At 69.9% G+C, this 24,484-nt stretch carries 27 protein-coding genes and 1 tRNA gene; 12 read left to right on the forward strand and 16 right to left on the reverse strand.

Annotated elements, in window-relative coordinates:
* The first annotated feature begins 61 nt into the window (after positions 1-61).
* From bcp to AB0B82_RS05435, 3 genes are all read left to right on the forward strand, one after another.
* Complete coding sequence (gene bcp, locus AB0B82_RS05425) at positions 62-529, forward strand: thioredoxin-dependent thiol peroxidase (protein ID WP_360162812.1); 468 nt, start codon at positions 62-64, stop codon at positions 527-529.
* Positions 530-846: 317 nt separating this feature from the next.
* On the forward strand, positions 847-2,499 hold the full coding sequence (locus tag AB0B82_RS05430) for a substrate-binding domain-containing protein (RefSeq protein WP_360162815.1): 1,653 nt from the start codon (positions 847-849) through the stop codon (positions 2,497-2,499).
* Between the two features lie 58 nt (positions 2,500-2,557).
* Positions 2,558-2,638, forward strand: a tRNA-Leu gene (locus AB0B82_RS05435).
* Between the two features lie 11 nt (positions 2,639-2,649).
* On the opposite strand, the gene AB0B82_RS05440 is transcribed toward AB0B82_RS05435, so the two are convergent.
* Positions 2,650-3,723 (reverse strand): PEP/pyruvate-binding domain-containing protein, encoded by a 1,074-nt coding sequence (locus AB0B82_RS05440; RefSeq protein WP_360162818.1) that lies wholly within the window; start codon positions 3,721-3,723, stop codon positions 2,650-2,652.
* A 72-nt stretch (positions 3,724-3,795) separates the two neighbouring features.
* Between AB0B82_RS05440 and AB0B82_RS05445 the strand changes: the two genes are divergently transcribed.
* Entirely contained in the window at positions 3,796-4,176 is a 381-nt protein-coding gene (locus AB0B82_RS05445) for a hypothetical protein (RefSeq protein WP_360162821.1), read from the forward strand.
* Positions 4,176-4,763, forward strand: coding sequence for a transcriptional regulator (locus AB0B82_RS05450; RefSeq protein WP_360162824.1), 588 nt, complete (start codon positions 4,176-4,178; stop codon positions 4,761-4,763). The genes AB0B82_RS05445 and AB0B82_RS05450 overlap by 1 nt, the downstream gene beginning before the upstream one ends.
* Here the strand turns inward: AB0B82_RS05450 and AB0B82_RS05455 are convergent, their stop codons facing one another.
* Genes AB0B82_RS05455 through rph form a run of 3 tightly spaced genes read right to left on the reverse strand, consistent with a single transcriptional unit; the run spans position 4,764 to position 6,675 of the window.
* Positions 4,764-5,354, reverse strand: coding sequence for a hypothetical protein (locus AB0B82_RS05455; protein WP_360162827.1), 591 nt, complete (start codon positions 5,352-5,354; stop codon positions 4,764-4,766).
* A gap of 2 nt (positions 5,355-5,356) precedes the next feature.
* Complete coding sequence (gene rdgB, locus AB0B82_RS05460) at positions 5,357-5,962, reverse strand: RdgB/HAM1 family non-canonical purine NTP pyrophosphatase (protein ID WP_360162829.1); 606 nt, start codon at positions 5,960-5,962, stop codon at positions 5,357-5,359.
* Positions 5,959-6,675, reverse strand: a complete 717-nt coding sequence (gene rph / locus AB0B82_RS05465; RefSeq protein WP_360162832.1) for a ribonuclease PH — start codon at positions 6,673-6,675, stop codon at positions 5,959-5,961. The genes rdgB and rph overlap by 4 nt, the downstream gene beginning before the upstream one ends.
* A 317-nt stretch (positions 6,676-6,992) precedes the next feature.
* Between rph and AB0B82_RS05470 the strand changes: the two genes are divergently transcribed.
* Both AB0B82_RS05470 and AB0B82_RS05475 read left to right on the forward strand, forming a co-directional pair.
* Entirely contained in the window at positions 6,993-8,165 is a 1,173-nt protein-coding gene (locus tag AB0B82_RS05470) for a Gfo/Idh/MocA family oxidoreductase (RefSeq protein ID WP_360162835.1), read from the forward strand.
* A 173-nt stretch (positions 8,166-8,338) separates the two neighbouring features.
* On the forward strand, positions 8,339-9,163 hold the full coding sequence (locus AB0B82_RS05475) for a hypothetical protein (RefSeq protein WP_360162838.1): 825 nt from the start codon (positions 8,339-8,341) through the stop codon (positions 9,161-9,163).
* A 2-nt stretch (positions 9,164-9,165) separates the two neighbouring features.
* Here the strand turns inward: AB0B82_RS05475 and AB0B82_RS05480 are convergent, their stop codons facing one another.
* Both AB0B82_RS05480 and murI read right to left on the reverse strand, forming a co-directional pair.
* Complete coding sequence (locus tag AB0B82_RS05480; protein WP_360162841.1) at positions 9,166-9,912, reverse strand: MBL fold metallo-hydrolase; 747 nt, start codon at positions 9,910-9,912, stop codon at positions 9,166-9,168.
* A gap of 127 nt (positions 9,913-10,039) precedes the next feature.
* Positions 10,040-10,843 (reverse strand): glutamate racemase, encoded by an 804-nt coding sequence (gene murI, locus AB0B82_RS05485; RefSeq protein ID WP_360162844.1) that lies wholly within the window; start codon positions 10,841-10,843, stop codon positions 10,040-10,042.
* A gap of 167 nt (positions 10,844-11,010) precedes the next feature.
* On the opposite strand from murI, the gene AB0B82_RS05490 reads away from it, so the two are divergent.
* On the forward strand, positions 11,011-11,373 hold the full coding sequence (locus AB0B82_RS05490) for a hypothetical protein (RefSeq protein WP_360162847.1): 363 nt from the start codon (positions 11,011-11,013) through the stop codon (positions 11,371-11,373).
* A 112-nt stretch (positions 11,374-11,485) separates the two neighbouring features.
* Here the strand turns inward: AB0B82_RS05490 and AB0B82_RS05495 are convergent, their stop codons facing one another.
* The 6 genes from AB0B82_RS05495 to clpS all read right to left on the reverse strand — a co-directional run bounded on the left by AB0B82_RS05495 (position 11,486) and on the right by clpS (position 15,208).
* Entirely contained in the window at positions 11,486-12,433 is a 948-nt protein-coding gene (locus AB0B82_RS05495; protein ID WP_360162850.1) for a pyridoxal-phosphate dependent enzyme, read from the reverse strand.
* A gap of 27 nt (positions 12,434-12,460) precedes the next feature.
* On the reverse strand, positions 12,461-12,739 hold the full coding sequence (locus AB0B82_RS05500) for a MoaD/ThiS family protein (RefSeq protein WP_360162853.1): 279 nt from the start codon (positions 12,737-12,739) through the stop codon (positions 12,461-12,463).
* Positions 12,740-12,742: 3 nt separating this feature from the next.
* A complete protein-coding gene (locus AB0B82_RS05505; protein WP_360162856.1) occupies positions 12,743-13,198 on the reverse strand; it encodes a M67 family metallopeptidase in 456 nt (151 codons plus the stop codon).
* Positions 13,199-13,269: 71 nt separating this feature from the next.
* Positions 13,270-14,247, reverse strand: coding sequence for an aldo/keto reductase (locus AB0B82_RS05510; protein WP_360162859.1), 978 nt, complete (start codon positions 14,245-14,247; stop codon positions 13,270-13,272).
* A gap of 122 nt (positions 14,248-14,369) precedes the next feature.
* Entirely contained in the window at positions 14,370-14,924 is a 555-nt protein-coding gene (locus AB0B82_RS05515; RefSeq protein WP_360162862.1) for a DUF2017 domain-containing protein, read from the reverse strand.
* Complete coding sequence (clpS, locus tag AB0B82_RS05520; protein WP_360162865.1) at positions 14,921-15,208, reverse strand: ATP-dependent Clp protease adapter ClpS; 288 nt, start codon at positions 15,206-15,208, stop codon at positions 14,921-14,923. Before clpS ends, AB0B82_RS05515 begins: the two co-directional genes overlap by 4 nt.
* A 49-nt stretch (positions 15,209-15,257) precedes the next feature.
* Here clpS and AB0B82_RS05525 point away from each other — a divergent pair, with 49 nt between their 5' ends.
* The gene (locus tag AB0B82_RS05525) at positions 15,258-16,592 is read left to right on the forward strand and encodes a nicotinate phosphoribosyltransferase (RefSeq protein WP_360162868.1); all 1,335 of its coding nucleotides are present in this window, start codon (positions 15,258-15,260) and stop codon (positions 16,590-16,592) included.
* Positions 16,589-17,065: a MarR family transcriptional regulator gene (locus AB0B82_RS05530; protein WP_360162871.1), complete on the forward strand. Its 477-nt coding sequence runs from the start codon at positions 16,589-16,591 to the stop codon at positions 17,063-17,065. Before AB0B82_RS05525 ends, AB0B82_RS05530 begins: the two co-directional genes overlap by 4 nt.
* 106 nt (positions 17,066-17,171) lie before the next feature.
* On the opposite strand, the gene AB0B82_RS05535 is transcribed toward AB0B82_RS05530, so the two are convergent.
* Positions 17,172-18,407 (reverse strand): D-arabinono-1,4-lactone oxidase, encoded by a 1,236-nt coding sequence (locus AB0B82_RS05535; protein ID WP_360162874.1) that lies wholly within the window; start codon positions 18,405-18,407, stop codon positions 17,172-17,174.
* 169 nt (positions 18,408-18,576) lie between these two features.
* On the opposite strand from AB0B82_RS05535, the gene AB0B82_RS05540 reads away from it, so the two are divergent.
* Positions 18,577-19,578, forward strand: a complete 1,002-nt coding sequence (locus AB0B82_RS05540; protein WP_360162876.1) for a YdcF family protein — start codon at positions 18,577-18,579, stop codon at positions 19,576-19,578.
* Between the two features lie 8 nt (positions 19,579-19,586).
* Here the strand turns inward: AB0B82_RS05540 and AB0B82_RS05545 are convergent, their stop codons facing one another.
* Together AB0B82_RS05545 and AB0B82_RS05550 are read right to left on the reverse strand one after the other, a co-directional pair.
* The gene (locus tag AB0B82_RS05545) at positions 19,587-20,258 is read right to left on the reverse strand and encodes a response regulator transcription factor (protein ID WP_360162879.1); all 672 of its coding nucleotides are present in this window, start codon (positions 20,256-20,258) and stop codon (positions 19,587-19,589) included.
* Positions 20,251-21,363, reverse strand: coding sequence for a histidine kinase (locus AB0B82_RS05550; RefSeq protein WP_360162882.1), 1,113 nt, complete (start codon positions 21,361-21,363; stop codon positions 20,251-20,253). Before AB0B82_RS05550 ends, AB0B82_RS05545 begins: the two co-directional genes overlap by 8 nt.
* 65 nt (positions 21,364-21,428) lie before the next feature.
* Between AB0B82_RS05550 and AB0B82_RS05555 the strand changes: the two genes are divergently transcribed.
* On the forward strand, positions 21,429-22,838 hold the full coding sequence (locus tag AB0B82_RS05555; RefSeq protein ID WP_360162884.1) for an alpha/beta fold hydrolase: 1,410 nt from the start codon (positions 21,429-21,431) through the stop codon (positions 22,836-22,838).
* A gap of 2 nt (positions 22,839-22,840) precedes the next feature.
* On the opposite strand, the gene AB0B82_RS05560 is transcribed toward AB0B82_RS05555, so the two are convergent.
* Positions 22,841-24,385: a fibronectin type III domain-containing protein gene (locus AB0B82_RS05560; protein WP_360162887.1), complete on the reverse strand. Its 1,545-nt coding sequence runs from the start codon at positions 24,383-24,385 to the stop codon at positions 22,841-22,843.
* Positions 24,386-24,484: the final 99 nt, after the last annotated feature.

Below are 24,484 nucleotides of genomic sequence, written 5' to 3' on the forward strand. Positions count from 1 at the left end.
CCGCGCCGCGCTCCGTCCACGCACGTACGATGGCGCCAGGAACCGACCCGTGGAGGACCTGATGCCCGACCGGCTGTCCGTCGGCGACACCGCACCCGACTTCACCCTGCCCGATGCCGACGGCAACGACGTGGCGCTGGCGGACCTGCGCGGCAAGAACGTGATCGTGTACTTCTACCCCGCCGCGATGACCCCGGGCTGCACCAAGCAGGCCTGCGACTTCCGGGACTCGCTGGACTCGCTCCAGGCGGCCGGGTACGCCGTTCTCGGCATCTCGCCGGACAAGCCGGCCAAGCTGGCGAAGTTCCGCGAGCGCGACGGCGTCACGTTCCCGCTGCTCAGCGACCCGGACAAAGAGGTGCTGACCGCGTACGGCGCGTTCGGCGAGAAGACGATGTACGGCAAGAAGGTGACCGGGGTGATCCGGTCCACGTTCGTCGTCGACCCGGACGGGAAGATCGCGCTGGCGCAGTACAACGTGAAGGCGACCGGCCACGTCGCGAAGCTCCGCCGCGACCTGGGCCTCTGACGCGCTGGGGTGTGAAAAGACTTCCCTTCTGCTGGTTACCGGAGGGAAACCTTCGACCGTTTCACGACCACGGTCCATGGAACGGTCGTTTGGGCAAACTCCTGATGTGATTCGGGTCACACGAACTTCTCAGCGGATCGCAGCGGCGTCGGTACGCAGGGTGATTTTTTGAGCGTTCCTGCGAAAGACCGGTACTGCGGCGACGGTTCCGGTTCAGCGACGGGTGTGTCACGACCGTTCGCGGCCTTCGCGGTGACGTGCGGAAACCGGGTACTCTGCGCGCGCAGTCAGCCTCTGGGAGGGAGGGACCTGCCGCGATGGGAAAGCATTCCTCTGCGGTGACGCGAAGTAACAACAACCGGCGGTCGGTGTACATCACCGCGGTCGGCGTCCTGGTGCTCGCGCTCGGTGCCGTGTTTGTGGTCCGGTCCTTCGGGAGCGAGGCCGGCGCCGACGGGTTCCTCGGTTCCGGTTCGGACTGCAAGGACCCGACGCAGATCCAGCTGTCCACGACGCCGGAGATGCAGGCCCCGCTCGAGGCGGCGGCCAAGTCGCTGGCCGCGAAGGGCGGCAAGGACGGGACGCCGTGCCTTCAGGTCACGATCACCGCGGTCTCGTCGGCCCAGGTCGCCCGGGACGTCGCGCGCGGCAGTGACAACCGCCCCGATCTCTGGGTGCCGGACTCTTCGCTGTGGGTCGCCCAGGCCGACGACGGCCAGAGCGTCCCGAACGTCGCGGTCGCCTCGGTCGCCACGTCCCCGCTGGTCCTGGTCGGCCGCAACGACAACTTCGCCGACACCTCGTCCTGGCTGCGGATCCTCGGCGCGACCGAGCCGGCCCTGCTCGACCCGCTGAACACCTCCGTCGGCGCCCTGTCGCTGCTGGCCGTCCAGATGGAGCGGCAGAAGACCTCCGCGTCGGACACCCAGATCGCGCAACTCGTCGTACCGCTCGCGCAGCACCTCGGCTCGCTGGCCAAGCCGTACACAGATGTGAACGCGCTGTTCGGCCGTGCCGACCAGGACGGCAGCAAGATCGTCGTTCCGGCCTCCGAGCAGAGCTTCGTGAAGTACCAGGAGGAGCACCCGGAGGCGCAACTGCGGGCGATCCAGCCGGTGACCGGCACGCTCACCCTGGACTACCCGATCGTGGTCACCGCCAAGACCGACACCGACGCGGCCACCGAGGCCGCTCAGACGCTGGCCGGCGAGTTGCTCACCGACAGCGCCGCGCAGGCCCGCGACGAGGCCGGGTTCCGCGACACCACCTTCAGCCCGCTGAACGGCGGCCGTGGCGTCGGCGACCTCAACCAGCTGCCCAAGCCGACCAGCGCGGCGATCACCTCGACGCTGCAGAACTGGACCCGGCTGTCGCTGTCCACCCACTCGCTGGCCGTCATCGACGTCTCCGGTTCGATGGCCGAGAAGGTCGGCGACAAGACCCGGATGCAGCTCACGATCGAGGCCGCGGTCGGCGGTCTGAGCCTGTTCCCGGACACCGCCCAGCTCGGCCTGTGGACGTTCTCGACCAAGATCGGCTCGCTGGACGCGGACTACAAGCCGCTGGTGCCGATCGCGCCACTGTCGAAGGTGCAGCGCGACAAGATCACCGCCCAGCTGCGGATCCAGCAGCCGATCCCGAACGGCGGCACCGGGCTGTACGACACCGCGATCGCCGCCGTCCGCCAGGTCCGGCAGGAGTACAAGTCGAACGCGGTCAACACAGTCCTGCTGTTCACCGACGGCAAGAACGACGACCCGGGCAGCCCGACGCTGGCCCAGGCCGTGCAGACGCTGCGCAGCCTGCAGGACCCGGCCCGCCCGGTCCGGATCATCGCCCTCGGCATGGGCCCGGAGGCGAACGCCGACGAACTCAGCGCCCTGGCCGGCGCCACCGGCGGCGCGTCGTACGTCACGCGCGACCCCGCCGAGCTGAAGAAGGTGTTCATCGACGCCCTGCAGAGCCGCTGAGACCACGCCCTCCCCTAGGATGGATCTTCCCGGGGAGGGCGTGTCCTCTTCGGAACCAGCCAGAGTGGTGGAACGGCAGACACACCGGCTTTAGGTGCCGGCGCCCCCGGGCGTGCGGGTTCAACTCCCGCCTCTGGCACACACCGTTGGTCAGCTGATCGCGCCTGTGGTGCCGTCGATCGTGATGGTTTCGCCGGACCGGATGCGGGTTGTTGCCTGCGGTACGGCGAGGACGGCGGGGATGTGTTTCTCGCGGGCGACGATGGCGGCGTGGGACAGGATGCCGCCGTGTTCGGTGACGACGCCGGCGGCGATGGACAGCAGTGGCGTCCACGCGGGGTCGGTGTAGGGACAGACGAGGATGTCGCCGGGGCGGACGGTCGAGAAGTCGGCCGGCCCACGGACGACCCTGGCCGGTCCGGTCGCCGTGCCGTGGCTGCCGGGGACACCTGCCAACCCCGAAGCTCCAGGAGCAGGCGGCTGCACAGTGACCGGACGAGCCTGCAGGATCCACAGCTGCGAGCCTGCGATCGCCCATTCGATGTCTTGCGCGCCACCACCCAGCACCGTGGTGACCGAGCCGCCCAGGTCCGCCAGTTGTCGCGCGGTCGCGTCGGTGAGGCTCGCCGTACGGCGTCGGTCGGCGGGCACCCGGCGTACCGCCAGTCCAGAAGTGTCACGCTCCAGCGACGTCCGCTTGTCGCCGACCGTCCGCGTGACAGCACCGTCCACCACCTCGTACCGGTCGGGTGTCACGCGCCCCTCGACCACACTCGGCCCGAGACCCCACGAGGACTCGATCAGCGTCCCGGCAACGCCGGTGAACAGCACACCCGAAACATCAGCGTCCACCTGCCGCTGCACGATCACCGCCATCGCCGGCTCGACACCGCCGGCCCGGTACGCCGTGGCTCGCGCGGACCGCGACGACTCACGACAGGCCCGTACCGCGTCCACGACCGCGGCAACACCTTGGACGCCGAGGAAGCTGTCGTGCTGCCCCGCGGCCGAGGTGAGCGCGGTGTCCTCATTCGCCGCGGACGACCGTACCGCCACCGGCGCGTCACCGAACGGCGCGAGCCACTCCGCGAGACCCGAGTCGGCGCACGAGAACGGGACGACCACGCCGTCCGGCACCGGCAGACCGTTGCGAAGCAGAACGCCGAGCGTGGCCGCCTTGGCACCGCACTGCTCCACCGTCGCCGCCGCGAGGGGCACCAGCATCCGAGCTCCTATCAACGAAACGTTGACAACACAATGTTGACAACGTTCTGTTGATGATCCACCGTTGACGCCATGCGACGCAAGCACGACGCGGCACAGGCGGATCAACTGCAGGCCGAGCGGGAGCGCGCGGCCCGCGAGCAGCTGCTCGCGAAGGGCGCGAAGGACCTGCCGAGGCGGCCGTGGCGCCCGGCGCCGATCCCGCTGGCCGCCGTGGATCTGACTCAGTTCGCGGTCTGGCGTGCCCACGAGTTGAGCGACGACGACCTGCTCGCGGCACTGGCCCTGCTGCCGGCCGCGCGGGCCGAGGTCGACGAGGTCGAGGCCGGATTGCTGTTCCTGGCCAGGAGTTCGGGGCTGACCTGGGCCGAGATGGCCGACGCGATGGGTTTCGGTTCGCCACAGGCCTGCCAGCAGCGGTTCAACCGCCTGGCCGCACGCCGGGACGCCTGATGCACCGCGTGCTGCACGCGGTTCGGCTGCTCGGATTCGGCTCGGCGACGGCGATCGCCCGCCGGTTCGACCTCGGCCACGCCACCGTCGAGGACTCGTTGCAGGACGCGCAGGCGCGCGGCTGGACGACGTACAGCAGCTTCGCCGGCACGTCCGGCTGGTCACTCACTGAACAAGGCCGCACCGAGAACGAGCGACTGCTCAGAGCCGAGCTCGACGAGGTGCCGGGCGGCGCCGGCAAAGTCCAGCAGGTGTACGACGAGTTCTTGCCGCTGAATGCCCTTCTGCAGCAGGCCTGCACCGACTGGCAACTCCGGCCGACGCCGACCGACCCGCTCGCCGCGAACGACCACACCGACGCCGAGTGGGACGCCGGGGTCCGGCACGAGCTCGAGGCCGTCGAGCGCGCGCTCGGCGGCATGGTCGGACAGCTCAGCGATGTGCTGCCGCGCTTCAGCGGGTACGACGCACGATTCGCGGCTGCGCTACGTCGGGGCGACGTGGATCGCAGCGACAGCGACTCCTGTCACCGCGTGTGGTTCGAGCTGCACGAGGACCTGCTGGCCACACTCAACCTGCAGCGTTAGCTAGTTGCCCTCGGCGTCCAGATAAGCAGCCCCGCGGGGCGAGAGCCGGTAGCCGACTTCGAGACTGTAGGTGAGACCAAGGTTCTTCAGCTTGCGTACGTCAAGCTTGAACGGCGCGGTCTCCCGCCCGAGCGATGCGGCCAGCTCGGCAGCCCGCGTCGCCGGCTTGGTCTGGATCAGCCGGAGCGTCTCGAGCGTCCACGCGCCGTGGTGGCTGAGTTCGTCGAATTGCGCCAGCCGCGCTCGCAGATCCGCCAGCTGTTCCGGTGACAGCGAGGTCTGAGCGGCAAGCTCGTCGCGCGGGTCCGGACCTTCGACGAGGTGGAACCGGATCAAGAACGTCGGCAGTGTCTCGTCACCGCGCAAGCGGCGCCGGACGTCCTTCGCGTTCCGGCGATCGGCGAGCTCCAGGTCCGGGTCGTTGTCGGCGATCAGGTCCGGGTTCACCTGGCGGATGCTGTCGATCTCGATCCGCCCGGCGTTGGTCCGGTAGACCCGCCCCTCGACCACCCGCGGTTCCGCCCACCGCCGGTACGCCACCGTGATCCGCCCGGCCGCGACGCCGTCCTTGTCCAATCCCGCGAACAGCATTCCTAGCTCCCCAATGCCTTGGCCACGATCGGGGCCAGTTCGCGCAGGGCCTTGCCGCGGTGGCTGATCGCGTCCTTCTCCTCGATCGACAGCTCGGCCGTGGTCCGGTCGTAGCCTTCGGCCTGGAACAAGACGTCGTACCCGAAGCCGCCGGTGCCGCGCAGTTCCCGGATGACCGAGCCGCGCATCTCGCCGTGCACCACCTCGTCCGGGCCGTCCGGACGGACGAACGCGACCGCCGCCACGAACGACGCGCCGCGCCGCTCGTCCGGTACGTCCTCCAGCTGCCCGAGCAGCAGCAGGTTGTTCGCGTGATTGTCCTTCGCCGGACCGGCCCAGCGGGCGGAGAGCACGCCGGGCATCCCGTTCAGCGCGTCGACGCAGATCCCGCTGTCGTCCGCGATCGACGGCAACCCGGTCGCCTCGAGGGCGGCGCGCGCCTTCAGCAGCGCGTTCCCCTCGAACGTCGGCTCGGTCTCCGGCGGCTCGTCGTACAGCGGGACGTCGCCGAGCCCGAGCACCTCGATCCCGGGCACGATCGGCGTCAGGATCCGCCGCAGTTCCTCGAGCTTCTTCTTGTTGTTCGAGGCAAGCAACACACGCGTCATGCCAGGGCCTCTTGCTGGATCTTGGCGAGGTCGGCGCAGCCGGCCAGACCGAGCTCGAGCAGGCTGTCCAGCTCGGCGCGGTCGAACGGCGCGCCCTCTGCCGTCCCCTGCACCTCGATGAACTTGCCGTCGCCGGTGATCACCAGGTTCATGTCAGTCTCGGCGCGGACGTCCTCCTCGTAGCACAGGTCGAGCATCGGCGTACCGTCGATGATCCCGACCGACACCGCGGACACACTGCCGGTCAGCGGCTCGCTCTTCAGCAGCTTCCGCTCGCGCAGCCACGACACCGCGTCGGCGAGGGCGACGTACGCACCGGTGATCGCCGCGGTCCGGGTGCCGCCGTCGGCCTGCAGGACGTCGCAGTCGAGCAGGATGGTGTTCTCACCGAGCGCCTTGTAATCGATCACCGCCCGCAACGACCGGCCGATCAGCCGGGAGATCTCGTGGGTGCGGCCACCGATCCGACCCTTGACCGCCTCGCGGTCCGAGCGGGTGTTGGTGGCCCGCGGCAGCATCGCGTACTCCGCGCTCACCCAGCCGAGACCGGAGCCTTTGCGCCAGCGCGGCACGCCCTCGGTCACACTCGCCGCACACAGCACCCGCGTGCGACCGAACTCGACCAGCACCGAGCCCTCGGCATGGTCGAGCCAGTTCCGGGTCACCTTGACGGGGCGGAGCTGGTCAGCAGTACGTCCATCGATACGGGCCATGCTCCGACCCTATGCCGTCACCAACCCAACCCCCGCACCCGCCCAACCCCCGCACCCGCCCGACCCCGCATCGCCCGCCCCGGCACCCGCCCCGCCCCGGCCGGGGCTCGCGGGCCGCCGAGCACCAACCCCGCCGGCCAGGCCCACTTTGTGCACCAGATCCGTACACGGCAGCACGAAAAATACGGATCTGATGCACAAAGTGGGGAGGACGCGGGTGGGAGGGGCGAGGGGAGGCTGGGTGAGACCGGCGATTGTGGGGCGGAATTGCTCGGAGTTAGGCTGTTGCAAACAACTATGTGCAGGAGCTGCCTGGTATGAGTGATCTTCGGTTCGGGCTGGTGGGTCTCGGTGCCCGCAGCCGCATCGCGCAGTACGCGCACCGCCCCGGCGAGGGGTCCGCGATCGTGGCCGTGGCCGACCCGTCGGCGCCGCAGCGGGACGCGACCCTCGAGCTGTACCCGGACGCGAGCGCGCACGCCGACCACACCGAGCTGCTGGAGCAGAAGCTCGACGGCGTCTTCCTGACCACGCCCGACGACCTGCACGAGGGCCCGGCGATCGACTTCCTGCGGGCGGGCGTCTCGGTGTTCGTGGAGAAGCCGCTGGCGATCACCACCGAGGGCTGCGACCGCGTCCTGCAGGCCGCGTACGAGTCCGGCGCCCGTCTGTACGTCGGCCACAACATGCGCCACATGCCGGTCGTGCTGACGATGCGCAAGCTGATCCAGGACGGCGCGATCGGCGACGTGAAGACGATCTGGTGCCGGCACTTCGTCGGCCACGGCGGCGACTTCTACTTCAAGGACTGGCACGCCGACCGGAGCCGGACGACCGGACTGCTGCTGCAGAAGGGCGCCCACGACATCGACGTGATGCACTGGCTGGCCGGCGGCTACACCACCCGGGTGAACGCGATGGGCGCGCTCACGCTGTACGGCGGGATCACCGATCGGATGGACCGGACCGGGCAGCGGTTCAGCGACTTCGTGTCGTCCGACAACTGGCCGCCGCTGGAGCAGACGGGCCTGGCGCCGGTGATGGACGTCGAGGACCTGTCGATGGCGAACCTGCTGCTCGACAACGGCGTCTTCCTGACCTACGAGCAGTGCCACTACACGCCGGACTACTGGCGCAACTACACCGTGATCGGCACCCACGGCCGCCTGGAGAACTTCGGCGACACCGCGGGCGGCGTGGTCAAGGTGTGGAACAGCCGCCGCTCGGGCTACCGCGAGGACGCCGACCAGGTGGTCGAGATCGCCGGCGAGAGCGAGCACCACGGCGGCGCCGACCCGCACCTGGTCGCCGAGTTCGTGAACTTCGTCCGCAACGGCGGCGCCACGCTGACGTCCCCGGTCGCCGCCCGCGCCGCGGTCGCCGCCGGGTACGCCGCCACCCAGTCGCTGCGCGCGAACGGCGTACCGCAGGACGTCCCCGCGCTGGACCCGGAGCTGGTCGCGTACTTCGACAACGGCCAGGCTCGGTGAGAGTGCTACTCTCGTGCTCGTGACCAGGTACGCCGCGATGCGAATGCTGAGCCCTCGATCCGGGAGGACTTCAGCGGCGTAGGCACGTGTGCTTGCAGCGAGAGGCCCCCGGTGTCGGGGGCCTCTTTCTCGTTCCGGACGAATTCCGCTGCGACCATCCTGGGAGTTACTTCGTGTACCCGATCACCTACATCACCGACTGTTTCGACGGCAACGCCCGCGCCAGACTCAGCACCCGGATCGGAGCGCTCTTCGGCCAGTCCCCGACGATCGTCGCGGCCGACGGCCCCGATCCGGAGTCGTTCGCGGCGCTCACGCTGCTCGACTGCCTGCTCTCGACCGACGCCCTCGGCGAGGACGGGCACCCGACCGTCATCCTGGTCAACATCGCGCCCCGCGACGGCGTCTGGCCGAACGGCGTCCCGTTCTGTTTCTTCTTCTCCGGCAAACATCTGGTCGCGAGCACCTTCAACGCCGGCGTGCTGTCGCTGGTACGCCGTGAGCTCGGCATCGACACCGTCTACGTCACCGACATCCGCGCGGCGGTGACGGCGGCCGGCTTCGCCGCGGACGAGGTCGACAAGATCGCCGGTACCCAGTTCCGCAGCCTGTGGTACCTGCCGTTGCTGGCGAAATGGGTCGTCGACGGCCGCGACGTCCCCGCGATCGCCACCGCCGTACCCGAGGTCGCGGACGACGAGCCGACCGTTGCCGTCGTCGACAACTTCGGCAACTGCAAACTCGACCGGAATCTCGACCTCGACTTCGGCGGCACGCTACCCGTTGCCCGACGCAACGAAGACGGCAGTACGACGGTGGTCGAGGTGACCTGCTACCCGCACCTGACCGCCGTACCGCGGAACGCACCCGGGCTGGTGCCGGGCAGCTCGGGCAACGGCTTCACCGAACTGGTGATCCGCGGCGGGTCGGCCGCGGCGGAGTTCGGGCTCCGCCCCGGTGACCTCCTGCTGGAACCGGTCGCCGCCAGGGTCGCGTGACCTCAGATGTCGAAGACGGCGTGCGGTGCGGCGAGCTCGACCGGACCCGGGAAGGTGCGGCGAGCGTTCTCGGCCTGGGTTTCACGGTCGTACCACGGCGGCACGTGGGTGATGATCAACCGCTTCACACCGGCCTTCTTCGCGTGCTCGCCGGCGTCGGACGGCGTCAGGTGCAGGTCGACCGGGTTGTCCGGCTCGTTGTCCGGCAGCGCGGCCTCGGACAGCAGGACGTCGGCGCCGCGCGCGAGCTGGACGAGCGCGTCGTTCGGTCCGGTGTCGCCGGTGTAGACCAACGACTTACCGCCGTGCTCGACGCGGATCGCGTACGCCGGCACCGGGTGCACCATCTGCGCGGTGCGGATCGTGAACGGGCCGACCTGCTGCACTTCCTGCCAGGCGTGGAACTCCAGCTCCTCCTCCATCCCGGGATCGAGCGGCAGGTCGTACGCCAGCGCCATGCGTCCCGCCGTACCGGGTGGTCCGTACACGGGGATCTTCGGGATCGGCGCACCGGGCGCGTACCGCGCCGCGACGTACAACCCGCACAGGTCCATGCAGTGGTCCGGGTGCAGGTGGGACAGGCCGATCGCCCCGATCTCGGGGACGGCGAGGTGCCGTTGGAGCGAACCGAGCGCGCCACTGCCGAGATCGAGGATCAGGTGGAACCCGTCGGCGGTGACCAGATAGCTCGAGGCGGCCGAGTCCGGGCCGGGTACGGACCCCGAGCAACCGATCACGGTGAGCTTCATACCTGGAACCCTACCGGCGAGTCCGGGCCTTCGCAGCGGGCGCGGACGCGTCGATCCGGTTACTGCACAGGGGTTCGAGCCGCGTCGGGTGCCGCCGACAACGGCCGACATGCGATGCAGATCACAGTCAGCGGACCCAGGCGAACTGGTCCACGGTGCTCAGCGCGGGGCCGAGGAAGCGCGAGCCGATGGCAGCGAACTCCGCCGGGTTGCCGGTCGTCACGAACCGGTGCTGCGGGGCCGGCAGATGGTCCGGGCGGAGCAGGCCGGTCTTGGTGAGCACGCCGTACACGTCCTTGGCGCACTCCTCCGCGCTACTGACCAGAGTGACGTTGTCGCCCATCACGTACGAGATCACGCCAGTGAGCAGCGGGTAGTGGGTGCACCCGAGGATCAACGTGTCGACGTCCGCCTCGACCAGCGGATCCAGGTACTCGTGCGCGGCCTCGAGCAGCTCCGAACCGGACGTGACACCGGACTCGACGAAGTCCACGAACTTCGGGCACGCCCGGGTGAACAGCTCCACCTGCGGCGCGGCCGCGAACCCGTCCTCGTAGGCGAGCGACTGCGCGGTCGCCTTGGTGCAGATCACGCCGACGCGCTGGTTCCGCGTGGCGGCGACGGCACGGCGCGCGGCCGGCAGGATCACCTCGACGACCGGTACGTCGTACCGCTCGCGGGCGTCGCGCAGCATCGCCGCACTCGCGCTGTTGCAGGCGATCACCAGCATCTTCACGCCGGCCTCGACGAGATGGTCCAGGCACTCCAGCGAGTACTCCCGTACCTCGGCGATCGGCTTCGGGCCGTACGGCTGGCGGGCGGTGTCGCCCAGGTACAGGATCGGCTCGTGCGGCAACTGGTCGAGCACCGCGCGAGCGACAGTGAGTCCGCCGAAGCCTGAATCGAAGATCCCCACCGGTGCATCAGCCACGCACCGAGCTTATACGGGTCCGGCGGCGGGCAGATCCGAAGCCAGGCTTACCTAACCAGCCCCGGCGACACGCCGAGGTTGTCCACATCTTTACGTTATGGAATTGCCTTTTCGCGTGATGCACGCCACTCTGGAGCGATGTTTGTTCGACCGCCCTTCGTGATGCCATGAACCTGACGCATCACCTCGCGGTGGCGCTGACTACCACCGCTGCACCAACTCCGAAACCCGAGCAGGTCGCCGCCGCAGGTCAGGCGGCCAATCAGGCCACGGAGCCGACTGCCGGCACAGCCGCAACCATCGCGTCGTCCCTCGGGCCGACCGGGATGCTGCTGGTGCTCGCCATGGCGGCGTTCCTCGTGTACGTCGTCTCGCTGTCGCTGCACCCGAATGCCAAGTGCTATCGGTGCAAGGGTGCCGGCCGGCACCGCGGCAGCCTCTTCAGTTACGCCCAGCGTCCGTGCACCAGCTGCAAGGGCCGCGGGGTCCAGCCACGACTCGGTCGCCGGGTCCTGTTCAAACAACCGTAGGCGGAGATGACGTAACACCACCCCTGCACACCAGGTGCCTCGAGCAACATCAGGCACCCTGAACGGCACGGACCGGCCCTCCGCCCGCCGGCCGCGCCACCCCAGCGAACCGTCAGGCCCAGAGCTGGCCTTCGAGGCGGTCCTCGGCCTCGTCGATGGTGCCCTCGTAGGCGCCGGTCGACAGGTACTTCCAGCCGCCGTCGGGGACCACGAACGCGATGTCCGCGGACTCCCGCGCGCGCACGCACTTGGCGGCCTGGCCGAGCGCGGCGTGCAGGATCGCGCCGGTCGAGACGCCGGCGAAGATGCCCTCGGTGTCGAGCAGTTCGCGGACCCGGCGGACCGCGTCCCGCGGCCCGACCGAGAAGCGGGCATCGATCAGCGTCTCGTCGTACAGCTCCGGCACGAACCCCTCCTCGAGGTTGCGCAGGCCGTAGACGAGTTCGCCGTACCGCGGCTCGGCCGCGACGATCTTCACGTCGGGCTTGTGCTCACGGAAGAACCGGCCGGCGCCCATCAGCGTGCCGGTGGTGCCGAGCCCGGCGACGAAGTGCGTCACCGAGGGCAGGTCCGCGAGGATCTCCCGCGCGGTGCCGTCGTAGTGCGCGAGCGCGTTCGACGGGTTGCCGTACTGGTACAGCATCACCCAGTCCGGGTGCTCCTCGGCGACCTGCTTCGCGACCCGGACCGCCTCATTGGAGCCGCCCGCGGCCGGGGAGGAGATGATCTCGACCCCCCACATCCGGAGGATCTGGCGGCGCTCCTCGGAGGTGTTCTCCGGCAGCACGCAGACCATCCGGTAGCCGCGCAGCTTGGCCGCCATCGCGAGCGAGATGCCGGTGTTGCCAGACGTCGGCTCGAGGATCGTGTTGCCCGGGCGCAGCCGGCCGTCCTTCTCGGCGTCCAGCAGCATCCGCAGCGCCGCCCGGTCCTTGATCGACCCGGTCGGGTTGCGGTCCTCGAGCTTCGCCCAGAGCCGCACGTCGGCCGACGGCGACAGCGTGGGCAGCCCGATCAGCGGCGTACCGCCGACCGAGTCCAGCAGGCTGTCGAAGCGCATTGTCTGTCTTTCTGCTCGCCCGGCCGCTCAGCCGCCGGCGACCGCGGGCAGCACGACCACGACGTCGCCGTCCTTGACCTCGGTCTTCAGGCCGCCGGTGAACCGGACGTCCTCGTCGTTGACGTAGACGTTCACGAACCGGCGCAGCTCCTCCGGCTCGCCCTCCACGATGCGCTCCTTGAGGCCCGGGTGGGCACCGTTCAGGTTGTCGATCAACTCGGCCAGGTTTCCGCCGTCACCGGTGACCGCCTTCGCGCCCCCGGTGTAGGTGCGCAGGATCGTCGGCACGCGCAGCTCGATCGCCATAACTCAGATCTCTCCTTCGGTTTCTGTGTAGGAACCAACCACGCGTACTTCTTCTTCCGTGACCTCGCCGTCGATGATCCGGTACGACCGGAACTCGACCGGCCCGTCGTACTCCGGCGAGTCGGCGCCGTCCCGGGTCGACACCAGCACGTAGTGCGCCCCCGGCTCCTGGGCCAGGTTGATGTCGGTACGGGACGGGTACGCCTCGGTGGCGGTGTGCGAGTGGTAGATCACGATCGGCTCCTCGTCCCGCTCGTCCAGCTCCTTGTAGAGCCGCAGCAGGTCCCCGGAGTCGAACTCGTAGAACGTCGGCGACATCGCGGCGTTCAGCATCGGAATGAACCGCGTGGCCCGGTCCGACCCTGCCGGCCCCGCGACCACACCGCACGCCTCGTCCGGGTGGTCCCGCCGGGCATGCGCCACGATCGCCTCGTACGTCGCCTTCTCGATCACCAACACACATCCACGGTACGGCGCGCGCCGCATCGACCCCGCCAACCGCGGGGTCCGTCCACAATGCGGACGAGGCGCTACCAGCGGTCGTGGATCTGCGGGCGGATCAGGGTGTCGTAGGTCTCCTGGACCGCCGCGAGCTGGTCGGCGGTGAGGGGTGCGAGCGTGGCGGCGGCGAGATTGCCTGCGACCTGGCCGGGGTTGCGGGCGCCGGGGATGACGACCGAGACGCCGGGCTGGTCGAGGATCCAGCGGAGCGCGAACTGGGCCATGGTGGCGCCGGCCGGGAGCCACGGCATCAGCCTGCGGACGGCCTCCAGACCAGTGCCGAAGTCGACGCCGGAGAAGGTCTCACCGAGGTCGAACGCTTCGCCGTGCCGGTTGTACGTGCGGTGGTCGTCGGCGGAGAACGTCGTGTGTTCGTCGTACTTGCCGGACAGCAGACCGCTGGCCAGCGGCACCCGGGCGATGATCCCGACCCCGGCCGCCCGGGCCGCGGGCAGCACCTCGTCGAGCGGCTTCAGCCGGAACGCGTTCAGGATGATCTGCACCGACGCCACGTTCGGCCGCGCGATCGCGGTCAGCGCCTCGGCGCAGGTCTCGACGCTGACGCCGTACGCCGCGATCCGTCCCTCGTCGACCAGGGTGTCCAGCGCGTCGAAGACAGCGTCGTCGGAGTACACCGGGGTCGGCGGACAGTGCAGCTGGACCAGGTCGATGGTGTCGACGCCGAGGTTCTGCCGGGAGCGGTCGTTCCAGGCGCGGAAGTTGTCCAGGGTGTAGTTCTCCGGGACCTGGTCGACCCGGCGACCCATCTTGGTCGCGACGGTCAGGCCCTCGGATCCCTTCAGCACCTGCCCGACGAGGCGCTCGCTGCGCCCGTCGCCGTACACGTCCGCGGTGTCGATGAACGTCACGCCGCCGTCGACCGCGGCCCGCAGTACGGCGAGCGCGTCGCTCTCGTCCACCGAACCCCAGTCCGCCCCGAGCTGCCACGCCCCGAGCCCGACCACACCAACATCCCGCCCGGTCCGCCCGAGCCGCCGCGTCTCCATAGGAAGCAGGTTAGTGGGGCGGACCTCCAGCACTCACCAAGTCCCCCACCGGCGCCCTTGCGAAGGCTGCCTGAGCGTGGCATCCGCCCGGCGGCGACGGTTACTGAGTGATGGGCGTCCGCCTAGGGACGCATGTGGTGCAGGAGCGCCGACTGGAGGTAGCCGAGCCAGTCGTAGAGGTCGTAGGTGAGGCGGCGGGGGTCGTCGTCGGGAAGTTTCTCCCAGGCGTTGTAGTCGTCCTCGTCCTTGATCCCGAGGCGGGTGCCGATGGCGAGGCGCAGGTCGTTGAGCGCGCGCAGCCAGGACAGCTGCTCGTCCGGCTCCAGCGCGATCTCGTCGGCGCCGGACTCCTCCAGCGCGGACAGCACCCGCTTGGCGTCGGTGACCTTGCCCTCGCGCAGCCCGCGCTCGGTGAACCGGCGGAACTCGCCGGCCGCCTGGTCGTCCTCGGAGTACGCGTTCGGCAGCAGCCGTTGCAGGACGATGTCCTCGGGCGGCGACGTCGGCCCGTCGGAGTCGAGCAGCGCGGCCAGCGGGTCGCTGGACTCGGTGGCGCGCGGCGGCATGCCGTCGTACAGCAGTTCGACCAGGTTCCGGAGCAGGTTCGCCAGGATGTCCGCCTCGTGCTCGGCGAAACTGACGACCACGGTCCGGCGGCGCTTGCGGAACCGCGTCACGACTTCTCGCAGGTGGCCCACAGGCCGTAGCTGTGCATCGCTTCCACGTCGCGTTCCATCGCTTCCCGGTTCCCGTTCGAGACCACCGACTTGCCTTCCTGGTGCACCTGCAGCATCAGCTTTTCGGCCTTCGCCTTCGGGTAGCCGAAATAGGTCTGGAAGACGAACGTGACGTAGTCCATCAGGTTGACCGGATCGTTCCAGACGATGGTCACCCACGGTGGGCTCAGCTCGATCGCCTCGTCGACCTCGGGGCTCTCGAGTTCGCTTGGTGCGGTGGTCACCTGTCCATTCTCTCCACTATCGGTTCCGCTCTCGCAATAGGCTGCACCTGTGACCCACTCGACGGCCCTGCTGACCGACCACTACGAGCTGACCATGCTGCAGGCCGCGCTGGCCGACGGCACGGCGCAGCGCCGCTCGGTGTTCGAACTGTTCGCGCGCCGGCTGCCGGACGGCCGCCGGTACGGCGTGGTCGCGGGCGTCAACCGCCTGCTGGACGCACTCGAGCGGTTCAGGTTCGACGACGAGACGATCGCCTTCCTGGCCGATCGGGGCGTCGTCGACCAGGCTACCCGGGACTGGCTGGCACAGTACCGGTTCTCGGGGGACATCTCCGGTTACTCCGACGGCGAGATCTTCTTCCCCGGTTCACCGGTGCTCGTGGTGGAGTCGACGTTCGCCGAGGCGGTACTGCTGGAAACCGTTTTCTTGTCGATCCTCAATCACGACTCGGCGGTCGCCTCGGCGGCGTCCCGGATGACCTGGTGGGCCGGCGGCCGCCCCTGTATCGAGATGGGCTCGCGGCGCACCCACGAGGGCGCGGCGGTCGGCGCGGCGCTGGCGGCGTACATCGCCGGCTTCTCCGCCACGTCGAACCTGGAGGCCGCCCGCCGGTACGGGATCCCCAGCACCGGCACGGCGGCGCACGCGTTCACGCTGCTGCACGACCGCGAGGAGGACGCGTTCCGCTCGCAGGTCAATGCGCTCGGCAAGGGCACGACGCTGCTCGTCGACACCTACGACGTGGCCGAGGCCGTGCGCACCGCCATCGAACTGACCGGCCCGGAACTGGGCGCGGTCCGGCTGGACTCGGGCGACCTGCCGTCGCTGGCCGCGCAGGTGCGCGAACAGCTGGACTCGCTGGGCGCGACCAAGACCCGGATCATCGTGACGAGCGACCTCGACGAGTTCCAGATCGCCGCGCTGGCGCCGGCGCCGGTCGACGGGTACGGCGTGGGTACGTCGCTGGTCACCGGCTCGGGGCACCCGACCTGCGGGTTCGTGTACAAGCTGGTCGCGCGCGAGGACGCGAGCGGTGACCTGGTCCCGGTGGCGAAGAAGAGCCCCGACAAGATCTCGATCGGCGGCCGGAAGTGGGCACTGCGGCGGCGGAACGCCGACGGGGTCGCGGAGGCCGAACTGATCGGCGTCGGCGAGCAGCCGACCGACGACGGAGACGACCGCCCGCTGCTGCAACCGCTGGTCAAGGGTGGCGAGATCGTCGGCCGGACCGCGCCGCAGCAGGCCCAGGCGCATCATCTGAAGGTGCGGGACGAGCTGCCCAGGTTCGCGAGCCAGCTCAGCCGCGGTGAGCCCGCCATCCCGACCGACTACATCGGCGACTTCACCAGCCGCAACCCGTTCCGCCCGCGGAGCCACACATGAGTGCCGACACCGGCCAGACCGAGTGGTCGCCGGATGCGCCGGCGTCCGAGGCGGACGTGCTGGTGGCACTGCGGTTCGCGGAGCGGGCCGCCCGGAAGGCGATCACGGAGGAGCTCGCCGGGACCGTCCTGCACACCGGGCAGGAGCTCGTGCTCGCCAAGCTGCTGCACCACGGGTCGTTGCCCGTGGCCCGGTTGGCGAAAGTGCTGGACGTCGAGGTCCCCACCGCGACCAAGGCCACGCAGCGGATGGAGGCGGCCGGGCTGGTCCGGCGGGTGAAGAACACCTCCGACGCGCGTCAGGTCAGCATCGAACTGACCGACCGCGGCGTGGAGCTGGCCCACACCGTCCAGGAGATCTACGACCGCGCCGGCCGCCGCGCCCTCGCCCGGCTCAGCCCGGAGGACCGCCGCGTCCTCCGCAACCTGCTCTGGACCGTCACCGGCACCATCGAGGACCTCAGCCACCTCTGACGCGTGTCAGCTCAACAGGACGTGTCGCCCCAACGGGCAGCGCAATCAGTGCACCTACGCTCGCGCGTACACCGTCCACCAGTGCACTAACTGTCGAGATGGCACATCACCCCCGCGGCAGGAAGGTGTCCAGGTACTCGTTGCGGAACTTTCCGGTCGGGTCGCGACGGTCGGCCAGCGCGATGAAGTCGGGGACGCGCGGGTAGCGCTGGGCGAGGGTGGTCGCGTCGGCGGCGAAGACCTTGCCCCAGTGCGGGCGGGCGTCCAGCGGGGCCAGCGCCTCCTCGAGCGCGGCGACCACGGGACGGACCTGGCTCTCGTCCTGGATCCAGGTGAAGTGCAGCGCCACGGTGTCGCGCCCCTGGCTCGGGCTCAGCCACAGGTCGTCGGCGGCGATCGTCCGGACCTCCGACACCTGGATCACCGGCGCGAACCGGTTGCCCAGGGCCCGCAGTACGTCGAACGCCTCGGGGGCGCGGTCGCGTGCGACGAAGTACTCGGACTGCAGCTCGTCACCGTTCGACGGGGTGAACTCGAGCCGGAAGTGCGGCAGCCGCTCGTTCCACGGTCCGGGGATGCCGCCCTGCTGGGTCGCGTAGTCGGCCGGCATCACCTTGATCGGATGCCGCGGTCCGTCGGCGAGCGTGGCGCCCAGCCACTGCGGCTCGGGGTCGGTGAGCTCGCGCCGCTTGCGCCACACCATGACGTCCGGGTCGACCCAGTCGGTGAACGCGCTGACGCTGTACGCGCTGCCCATCACCGCGTCGAGATCGGTCCCGAGCCGCTCCACCGGCAGCCCGTCGTACACCACCTGGCTGATCTGGTACGACGGCTGGACGTCGAGCGTCATGCTGACGGTGACCCCGAGCGCGCCGAGTGAGATCACCGACCCAGGGAAATCGGGGTCGTCGCGGGTGAGCGTGACGAGTTCGCCGGACGCGTCGACGAACGTGATCGCGTTGACCGCGGCCGCGAGCGGACGGTTGGTGTCGCCGGACCCGTGTGTCCCGGTCGAACAAGCACCGGCCACCGAGATGTGCGGCAGCGAGCCGAGGTTGTGCAGCGCGAGGCCCTGGGCCTCCAGCGCGGCCGTGACCTCGCCGTACCGCAGACCGGCCGAGACGGTCGCACCGCGCTCGCCGACCTCGACAACCTTGGGCAGGTCCTGAACCGAGACCAGGGTGCCGGTGCTGTCGGCGATGCGGTTGAACGAGTGCCCGGTGCCGAGCACGCGGACCTTCTCCGCCGACGCGACCAGCTCCTGCAGTTCCTCGATCGTCCGCGGCCGCCGCAGCTCGCTCGCGAAGCTGACGTTCCCCGCCCAGTTGGTCACCGTACCCACGCCGACCCCACCTTTCTCGACCTCACCGAAGCACCCGACAGACCGGATCCCAGGGACCCACCCGCAGCCTCGCACACCGCCGCGAAGACATCCCCGCCCGTCCATCCCCCGAGCGTCTCCCACCGCGCCTCCACCGCCGGGCGCACCGGCAGTGATTGGATGGCGTCCGATGGTCATCAGCTTCGCAATCGCCGCCTTCTGGTTCCTCGTCTTCGGCGTCAGCTTCCTGCGCGACCGGCGGCTGTTCAAGAACGGGATCTTCCTGGTCCTGACGCTGATGTTCGCCGGCATCGGCGTGATCTTCGCGGTCGACGCGGTCAGCCGGACCGCCGCGCGCCTGCTGGTGCTCGCGGTGGTGGTGGCGATCCCGGTCACGATCGCGGTACTCGCCGTCTTCCTGGTCGTGAACGGCGTCACGATGCTGCGCCGGGAGCGCCGCCGGCTGCCGAACCTGCTGTCGCTGCTGGCCGGCCTCGGCATCATCGGCTTCGTCGTCTTCAGCGTGCTGGTGGAGAAGATCGGCTGGGAGCCGCTGGCCGTCGTCCGGTCGATGCTGCTCGGCATCCTGACCTACATCTCGTTCCTGTTCCTCTGCTTCCTGGTGTACGCGTTCGTCTACAGCCGGATCCGGTCGTCGCGAAAGGTCGACTTCGTCGTGGTGCTCGGCTCCGGGCTGGTCGGCGGCTCGCGGGTCCCGCCGCTGCTGGCGAGCCGGCTGGACCGGGCGCAGCAGGTGTACGAGCGCGCACTGCGCCGGGGTCGTACGCCGTTGCTCGTGACATCGGGCGGTCAGGGCCCGAACGAGGACGTCCCCGAGTCGCACGCGATGGCGGCGTACCTGGTCGAGCGCGGTGTCCCCGAGGAGCGGATCATCCGCGAGGACAAGTCGCGGACCACCTGGGAGAACCTGACGTTCAGCCGGAACCTGATGGTCGAGCGGCGGCCCGGGTATCGCTGCCTGATCGTCACGAACAACTTCCACGCGTTCCGCGCCGCGCTGACCGCCCGCAAGGCGCGGGTGAACGGCCAGGTCGTCGGCTCACCGACCGCGGCGTACTACTGGCCGACGGCAACGATCCGCGAGTTCGTCGCGATCCTGGTGAGCCACAAGTACCTGAACGGCGGCATCTGCCTGCTGATCGCCGCCGCGTCGGTCTTCTCCCACCTGTGAACCCGCCGTCACGACCGACGCGGCCGCACCAGGCCTGATTCGTAGGCGGCGATCACCAGTTGCGCGCGGTCGCGGGCGTGCAGCTTGGCGAGCAGGTGCCCGATATGGGTCTTCAGCGTCCCGCGCCCCACCCCGAGATGCGCACAGATCTCGTCGTTCGACAGCCCGCGGGCGATCAGCGACAGCACCTCGCGCTCCCGGTCGGTGACGCCGTCGAGCCCGGTCAGCGGCGCCTGCCCCGGCTCGGCCAGCCGGGCGAACTCCGCGATCAGCCGCCGGGTGATCGACGGTGCGAGCAACCCCTCGCCGGCCGCGACGACCTCGATCGCCTGCAGCAGGTCGACCGGTGGCACGTCCTTCAGCAGGAACCCGCTCGCGCCGGCGCGCAGACCGGCGTACACCGCGTCGTCGAGGTCGAACATGGTCAGGATCAGCACCTTGGTCCCGGCGGTTTCCGGCGCGGTGCAGATCTGCCGGGTGGCCGCGATCCCGTCCAGGACCGGCATCCGCACATCCATCAGCACGACGTCCGGCCGCTCCCGGCGCGCGAGCTCGACCGCTTCGGCGCCGTCCGCCGCCTCGCCGACTGTGGTCAGGCCGGGCGTGGTGTCGATCAGCACGCGGAAGCTGCCGCGCAGCAACGCCTGGTCGTCGGCCACCAGGACTCGGATCTCACCCATGCGGCAGCCGTACGACGACCTCGAAACCGCCGTCCGCGCGCGGCCCGACGTGGTACGAACCGCCGTACACACTCACCCGTTCGCGAATCCCGATCAGCCCATGCCCCTCGACCGGCACTCCCCCGATCCCGTCGTCGGTCACCTCGATGTGTACGGCGTGCGCGTCGCCGGTGACCGTGACGCGGCAGCGGTTGGCGCGGGCGTGCTTGGTGACATTGGTCAGGCACTCCTGGACGATCCGGTGCACGGTGCGGGCGACGGCCTCCGGCAGCTCGGGGACCTCGACCTCGAGCTCGACGTGGACGCCGGTCGACTCGACCCGCGCGGCCAGTTCCTTCAGTCCGTCCAGATCGACCGGCGGCACGAGGTCCGCCGGCTCACCAGGCGTCCGCAGCAGGCCGAGCATGTGCCGCAGCTCGACCAGCGCGTCCCGGCTCGTGGACTCGATCACCGACAACGCGGCCGACACCTCCTCGGGACGGACCCGCAGCACGTGGTTCGCGACGCCGGCCTGGACCGCGATCAGACCCATGCTGTGGGCAACGATGTCGTGCAGTTCGCGAGCGATCCGGAGTCGTTCGGCGGCGACCGCCTGCTCGGCCAGGATCTGTGCGGCGCGGGCAGCAGCGGCCCGACGGTCGCGGACGACCTGCCCCAGCGCCCAGGCGCCGTACAGTGCGGCGACACCGGTCAGAACGAGCGGAGCGCCGGGCTGATCGGCCGGCGTCCCGGCCACGACAGCCAGCAGCAGGACAAGGAAGCCGATGCCGCCGGACAACCCGATCAGGCGACGGCTCGACAACGGCCGGTTCGATCCAGTGGTCAGCGCGACGACGTACAGCACATACGCCGCAGCGAGCAACGGGTCGCGCAAGACGTCCACGGCGTACGCGATCGCCGACATCGGCACGACGACGGCCAACGCGGGACGCGGCCAGACTCGGCGCACGGCGACCGGCAACGCCAGTCCGATCGCGACCAGGACGGCGAGGATCCCGACAGGCGCGGTGAGGATGACGAGGACGGCGTACCCGGCCGCGACGGCGCAGTCCGCGACGATCAGTTGGCGTCGACTCAGGCCGTACCCTCCAGACTCCGCGGTCACCCGTCAGAACCTAACCGAGCCTCCGGATCACCGCCTCGGACCGTGGTCCGACAGCCTCCGGTCCGATGTGCGAACGACGCATCCGCGACAACCTCCCCGGCATGCCGAAAATACTTTCGCTCGCGGCCGGTGTCGCGCTGGCCGCCAATCCACTGACCGCCGCCGAGGCATCGTTGTCGTGGGGTGACTGCCCGGGCGGTCCGGGAACCGTCGGGATGGAGTGCGCCGCCCTGCAGGTGCCGGTCGACTGGGACCGGCCCGACGGCCGCCGGATCACGCTGATGGTCGGCCGCCTGCCGGCCACCGGGCCGAAGCAGGGATCGGTCCAGGTCAACCTCGGCGGCCCGATGGGGATGAACATCGACCTGCTGCGCTCGTACGGCGGCGCGGACGCGTTCGCCGGTCTGCGCCGGACCATGGACATCATCACCTGGGACCTGCGCGGCGGCCCGAACGTTCCCGGGATGAGCACCAACCTCCCCTGCGAGTGGACCGGCGTCCGCCAGCCGCGGGTGCCCCGCGACCAGGCCGCGTTCGACGCGCTGGCCAAGGCGAACCGGGCCGCCGCGGAGCGGTGCCGGGCGAAGGATCCGGAGCTGTTCGCGGCGATGGACTCGGGCAGCCATGCGCGTGATCTCGACGCGGTACGGCGGGCCCTCGGCGAGCCGGCGGTGAACTTCTACGGTGCGTCGTACGGCGGGTTCATCGGTCAGGCGTACGCGCGCCTGTTCCCGGAGCACGTGCGCTCGATGGTCCTCGACGGGACATGGAACCACAGCGCGAGCAACTGGGACCGCGAACTCGGGCGACTCGCGCGCGACGTCCAGGGCTCTGTCACCCGCTTCCTCGACTGGTGCGACTGCGCGCCGCTGTGGCAGCGGGTGGTGGCGCGAGCGCAGCGTACGCCGATGCGCGCCGGGAGTACGACGTACGACGGCAACGAGATCCGCGCAACCGGGTTGCAGCTCGCGCGCCGGGGCGAGGCGTCGTACCCGAAGCTGCTGGCTGCGCTTCAGAAGGCCGCCGCACACGGTGACGCGTCGGGTTTCGTCCCTGAACCGCCGAACGCGCCGTTCCCGGCGACGCCGTCGCCCGGCGTCGTCGAATGTCTGGACTGGCCGCATCCGACGAGTCAGCGGCAACTGCGGCAGCAGGTACGGCGGATGGAGGCCGCAGCGCCGTACACCGGTGCCGCCGGCACCATTCAGCTCGCCGTACTGTCCTGCATCGGCTGGCCGGTGCCCGTTCGTAACGCACCCGCCGCGCTACCGGACGGGCTGCCGCCGTTGCTGATGGCGGGCAACTGGACCGAGTACGACGCGGCCTTGCGCGTCGTCGACCAGGTGCCGGGCAGCGGATCGATCTACCACGACGGCCCGGGGCACACGCTCTACCAGTCCAGCGTGTGCGCCCGGACGAAGATCGACAGCTACCTGATGGACCTCGTCGTACCGCCGCGCGGTACCCGCTGCTGACGTCAGCGGACGCGGACCGAGACCGTCGGGCTCTTCTGGACGTTGCGGCCGTCGCTGACCTCGAGGTGGTACGACATGGTCCGGCCACTTGCCAGGCCGGAGTCGGTGACCGACGTGACGGTCGGCTTCGTCCAGGAGTTCGACGACCGGGTCCAGGTGCCGATCCGGGTGCTGCCGCGGTACAGCAGGTAGATCAGTTTGATGTTGTCCCGGTCGACGGCCGTCTCGAACGCGATCGTCACCTTGTTCGGGCGCGCACTCGCGAGCTTCGGCGCCGCGGGGCGCGCCGGTGCGGCGCCACCCGGGGCGTTGGTGAAACGGGTCAGGCCCTCCTGCGATACGCCGTTGACCTCGATGAAGTCACCGCCCGCCCACAGGTCGTTGCCGCCGGACGCGAACGACAGCGGACCGACAAGGGTCTTGCCGCCGGCGGTGACGTTCGGGAACCACGGGCCGAGCTTGCCGGTGATCGCGCTGTAGACCAGCAGGTGGTGCATCCCGGTCTTGTCCGGGAAGCCGCCGTCCGCGCTGCAGTCGTGCGCGTGCGAGCCCTTGTAGAGCCAGTTGCCGATCGCCTTGATCGCCTCGGTCGCCCCCAGGCAGTGGCTCTGCCAGATCAGTTTGCCGGTGGTCGCGTCCGCCGCGAGCACACCGTCGTAGCATCCGATGCCGGCACCCGCGTTGGCGGCGTACACCTTGTTCCCCTGGATTTCCAGGTCCTTCACCCGGCTGTCGCAGTACGGCGTCAGCATCGGGATCGCCCGCGCGGCGGGCATGTCGTACGCCGCACCGGTGGCGGCGCTGAGCATCGCGAGCGAGTGCGACGAGCGGCCGCCGATCTCGACGAACCCGCCGCCGACGAAGACCCGCTTGCCGTCCGTGGACACTTCGATCGCGTGCACGTCGTCGTCGGCGCCCGGATTCCACGGCAGCAACGCGCCCGTACTCAGACTGACCGCCGCGATCCGGCTCCGCGCGACCTTGTCCACACTGCCGAACGAACCGCCCAGGTAGACGGTGCTGCCGGTGACCTTCAACGCCGCGACCCGGTAGCTGACCACCGGATCCCAGCCGGCCACAAGCTTGCCGGAGGCAACGTCGAACATCGCCACCCGCGACCGCGGCACCCCGTCGACGGCGGTGAAGTCACCACCGATCACCACCCGACGGCCGTCCGGCGAGGTGGCGACGCTCCACACCGGCCCGTTGACCTGCGGGGCGAATCGGGTCGGCGCTCCGGTGGTCCGGTCGAAGGCCGCGAAGTACTTGCGCGACGCGTCACTCACGCCACGGGCCTTCCCCGGCGGCCGGATCCGCGTGAACAGGCCGCCCGCGAACACCAGGTTCCCGGCGACCGCGACGGCGTTCACGCTCGCGTTGGTCTGCCAGGCGGGCTGCTGCACCGACGACAGCGCCGACCCGAAGCCCGGCGGCGAACTCGCCGTACCGACTGCTTCGGTGGCGGCCTGCACACTCGGCCCCGAGGGGATCAGCGCGGCGGCGGCCACAGCCGCGGCGGTGACGACAGCCAGGACGGTTTTCTGCATGAGCGAACCCCCAGGGGCCTGCTCCGGCGGAAGAGGCCGGCCCATGACTCGATGACAATGCGCGCTCAAACGATAACTGTCAGCACGCGGAGCGATGAA

The organism is Kribbella sp. NPDC048915 (assembly GCF_040649595.1).
Classification (GTDB): domain Bacteria; phylum Actinomycetota; class Actinomycetes; order Propionibacteriales; family Kribbellaceae; genus Kribbella.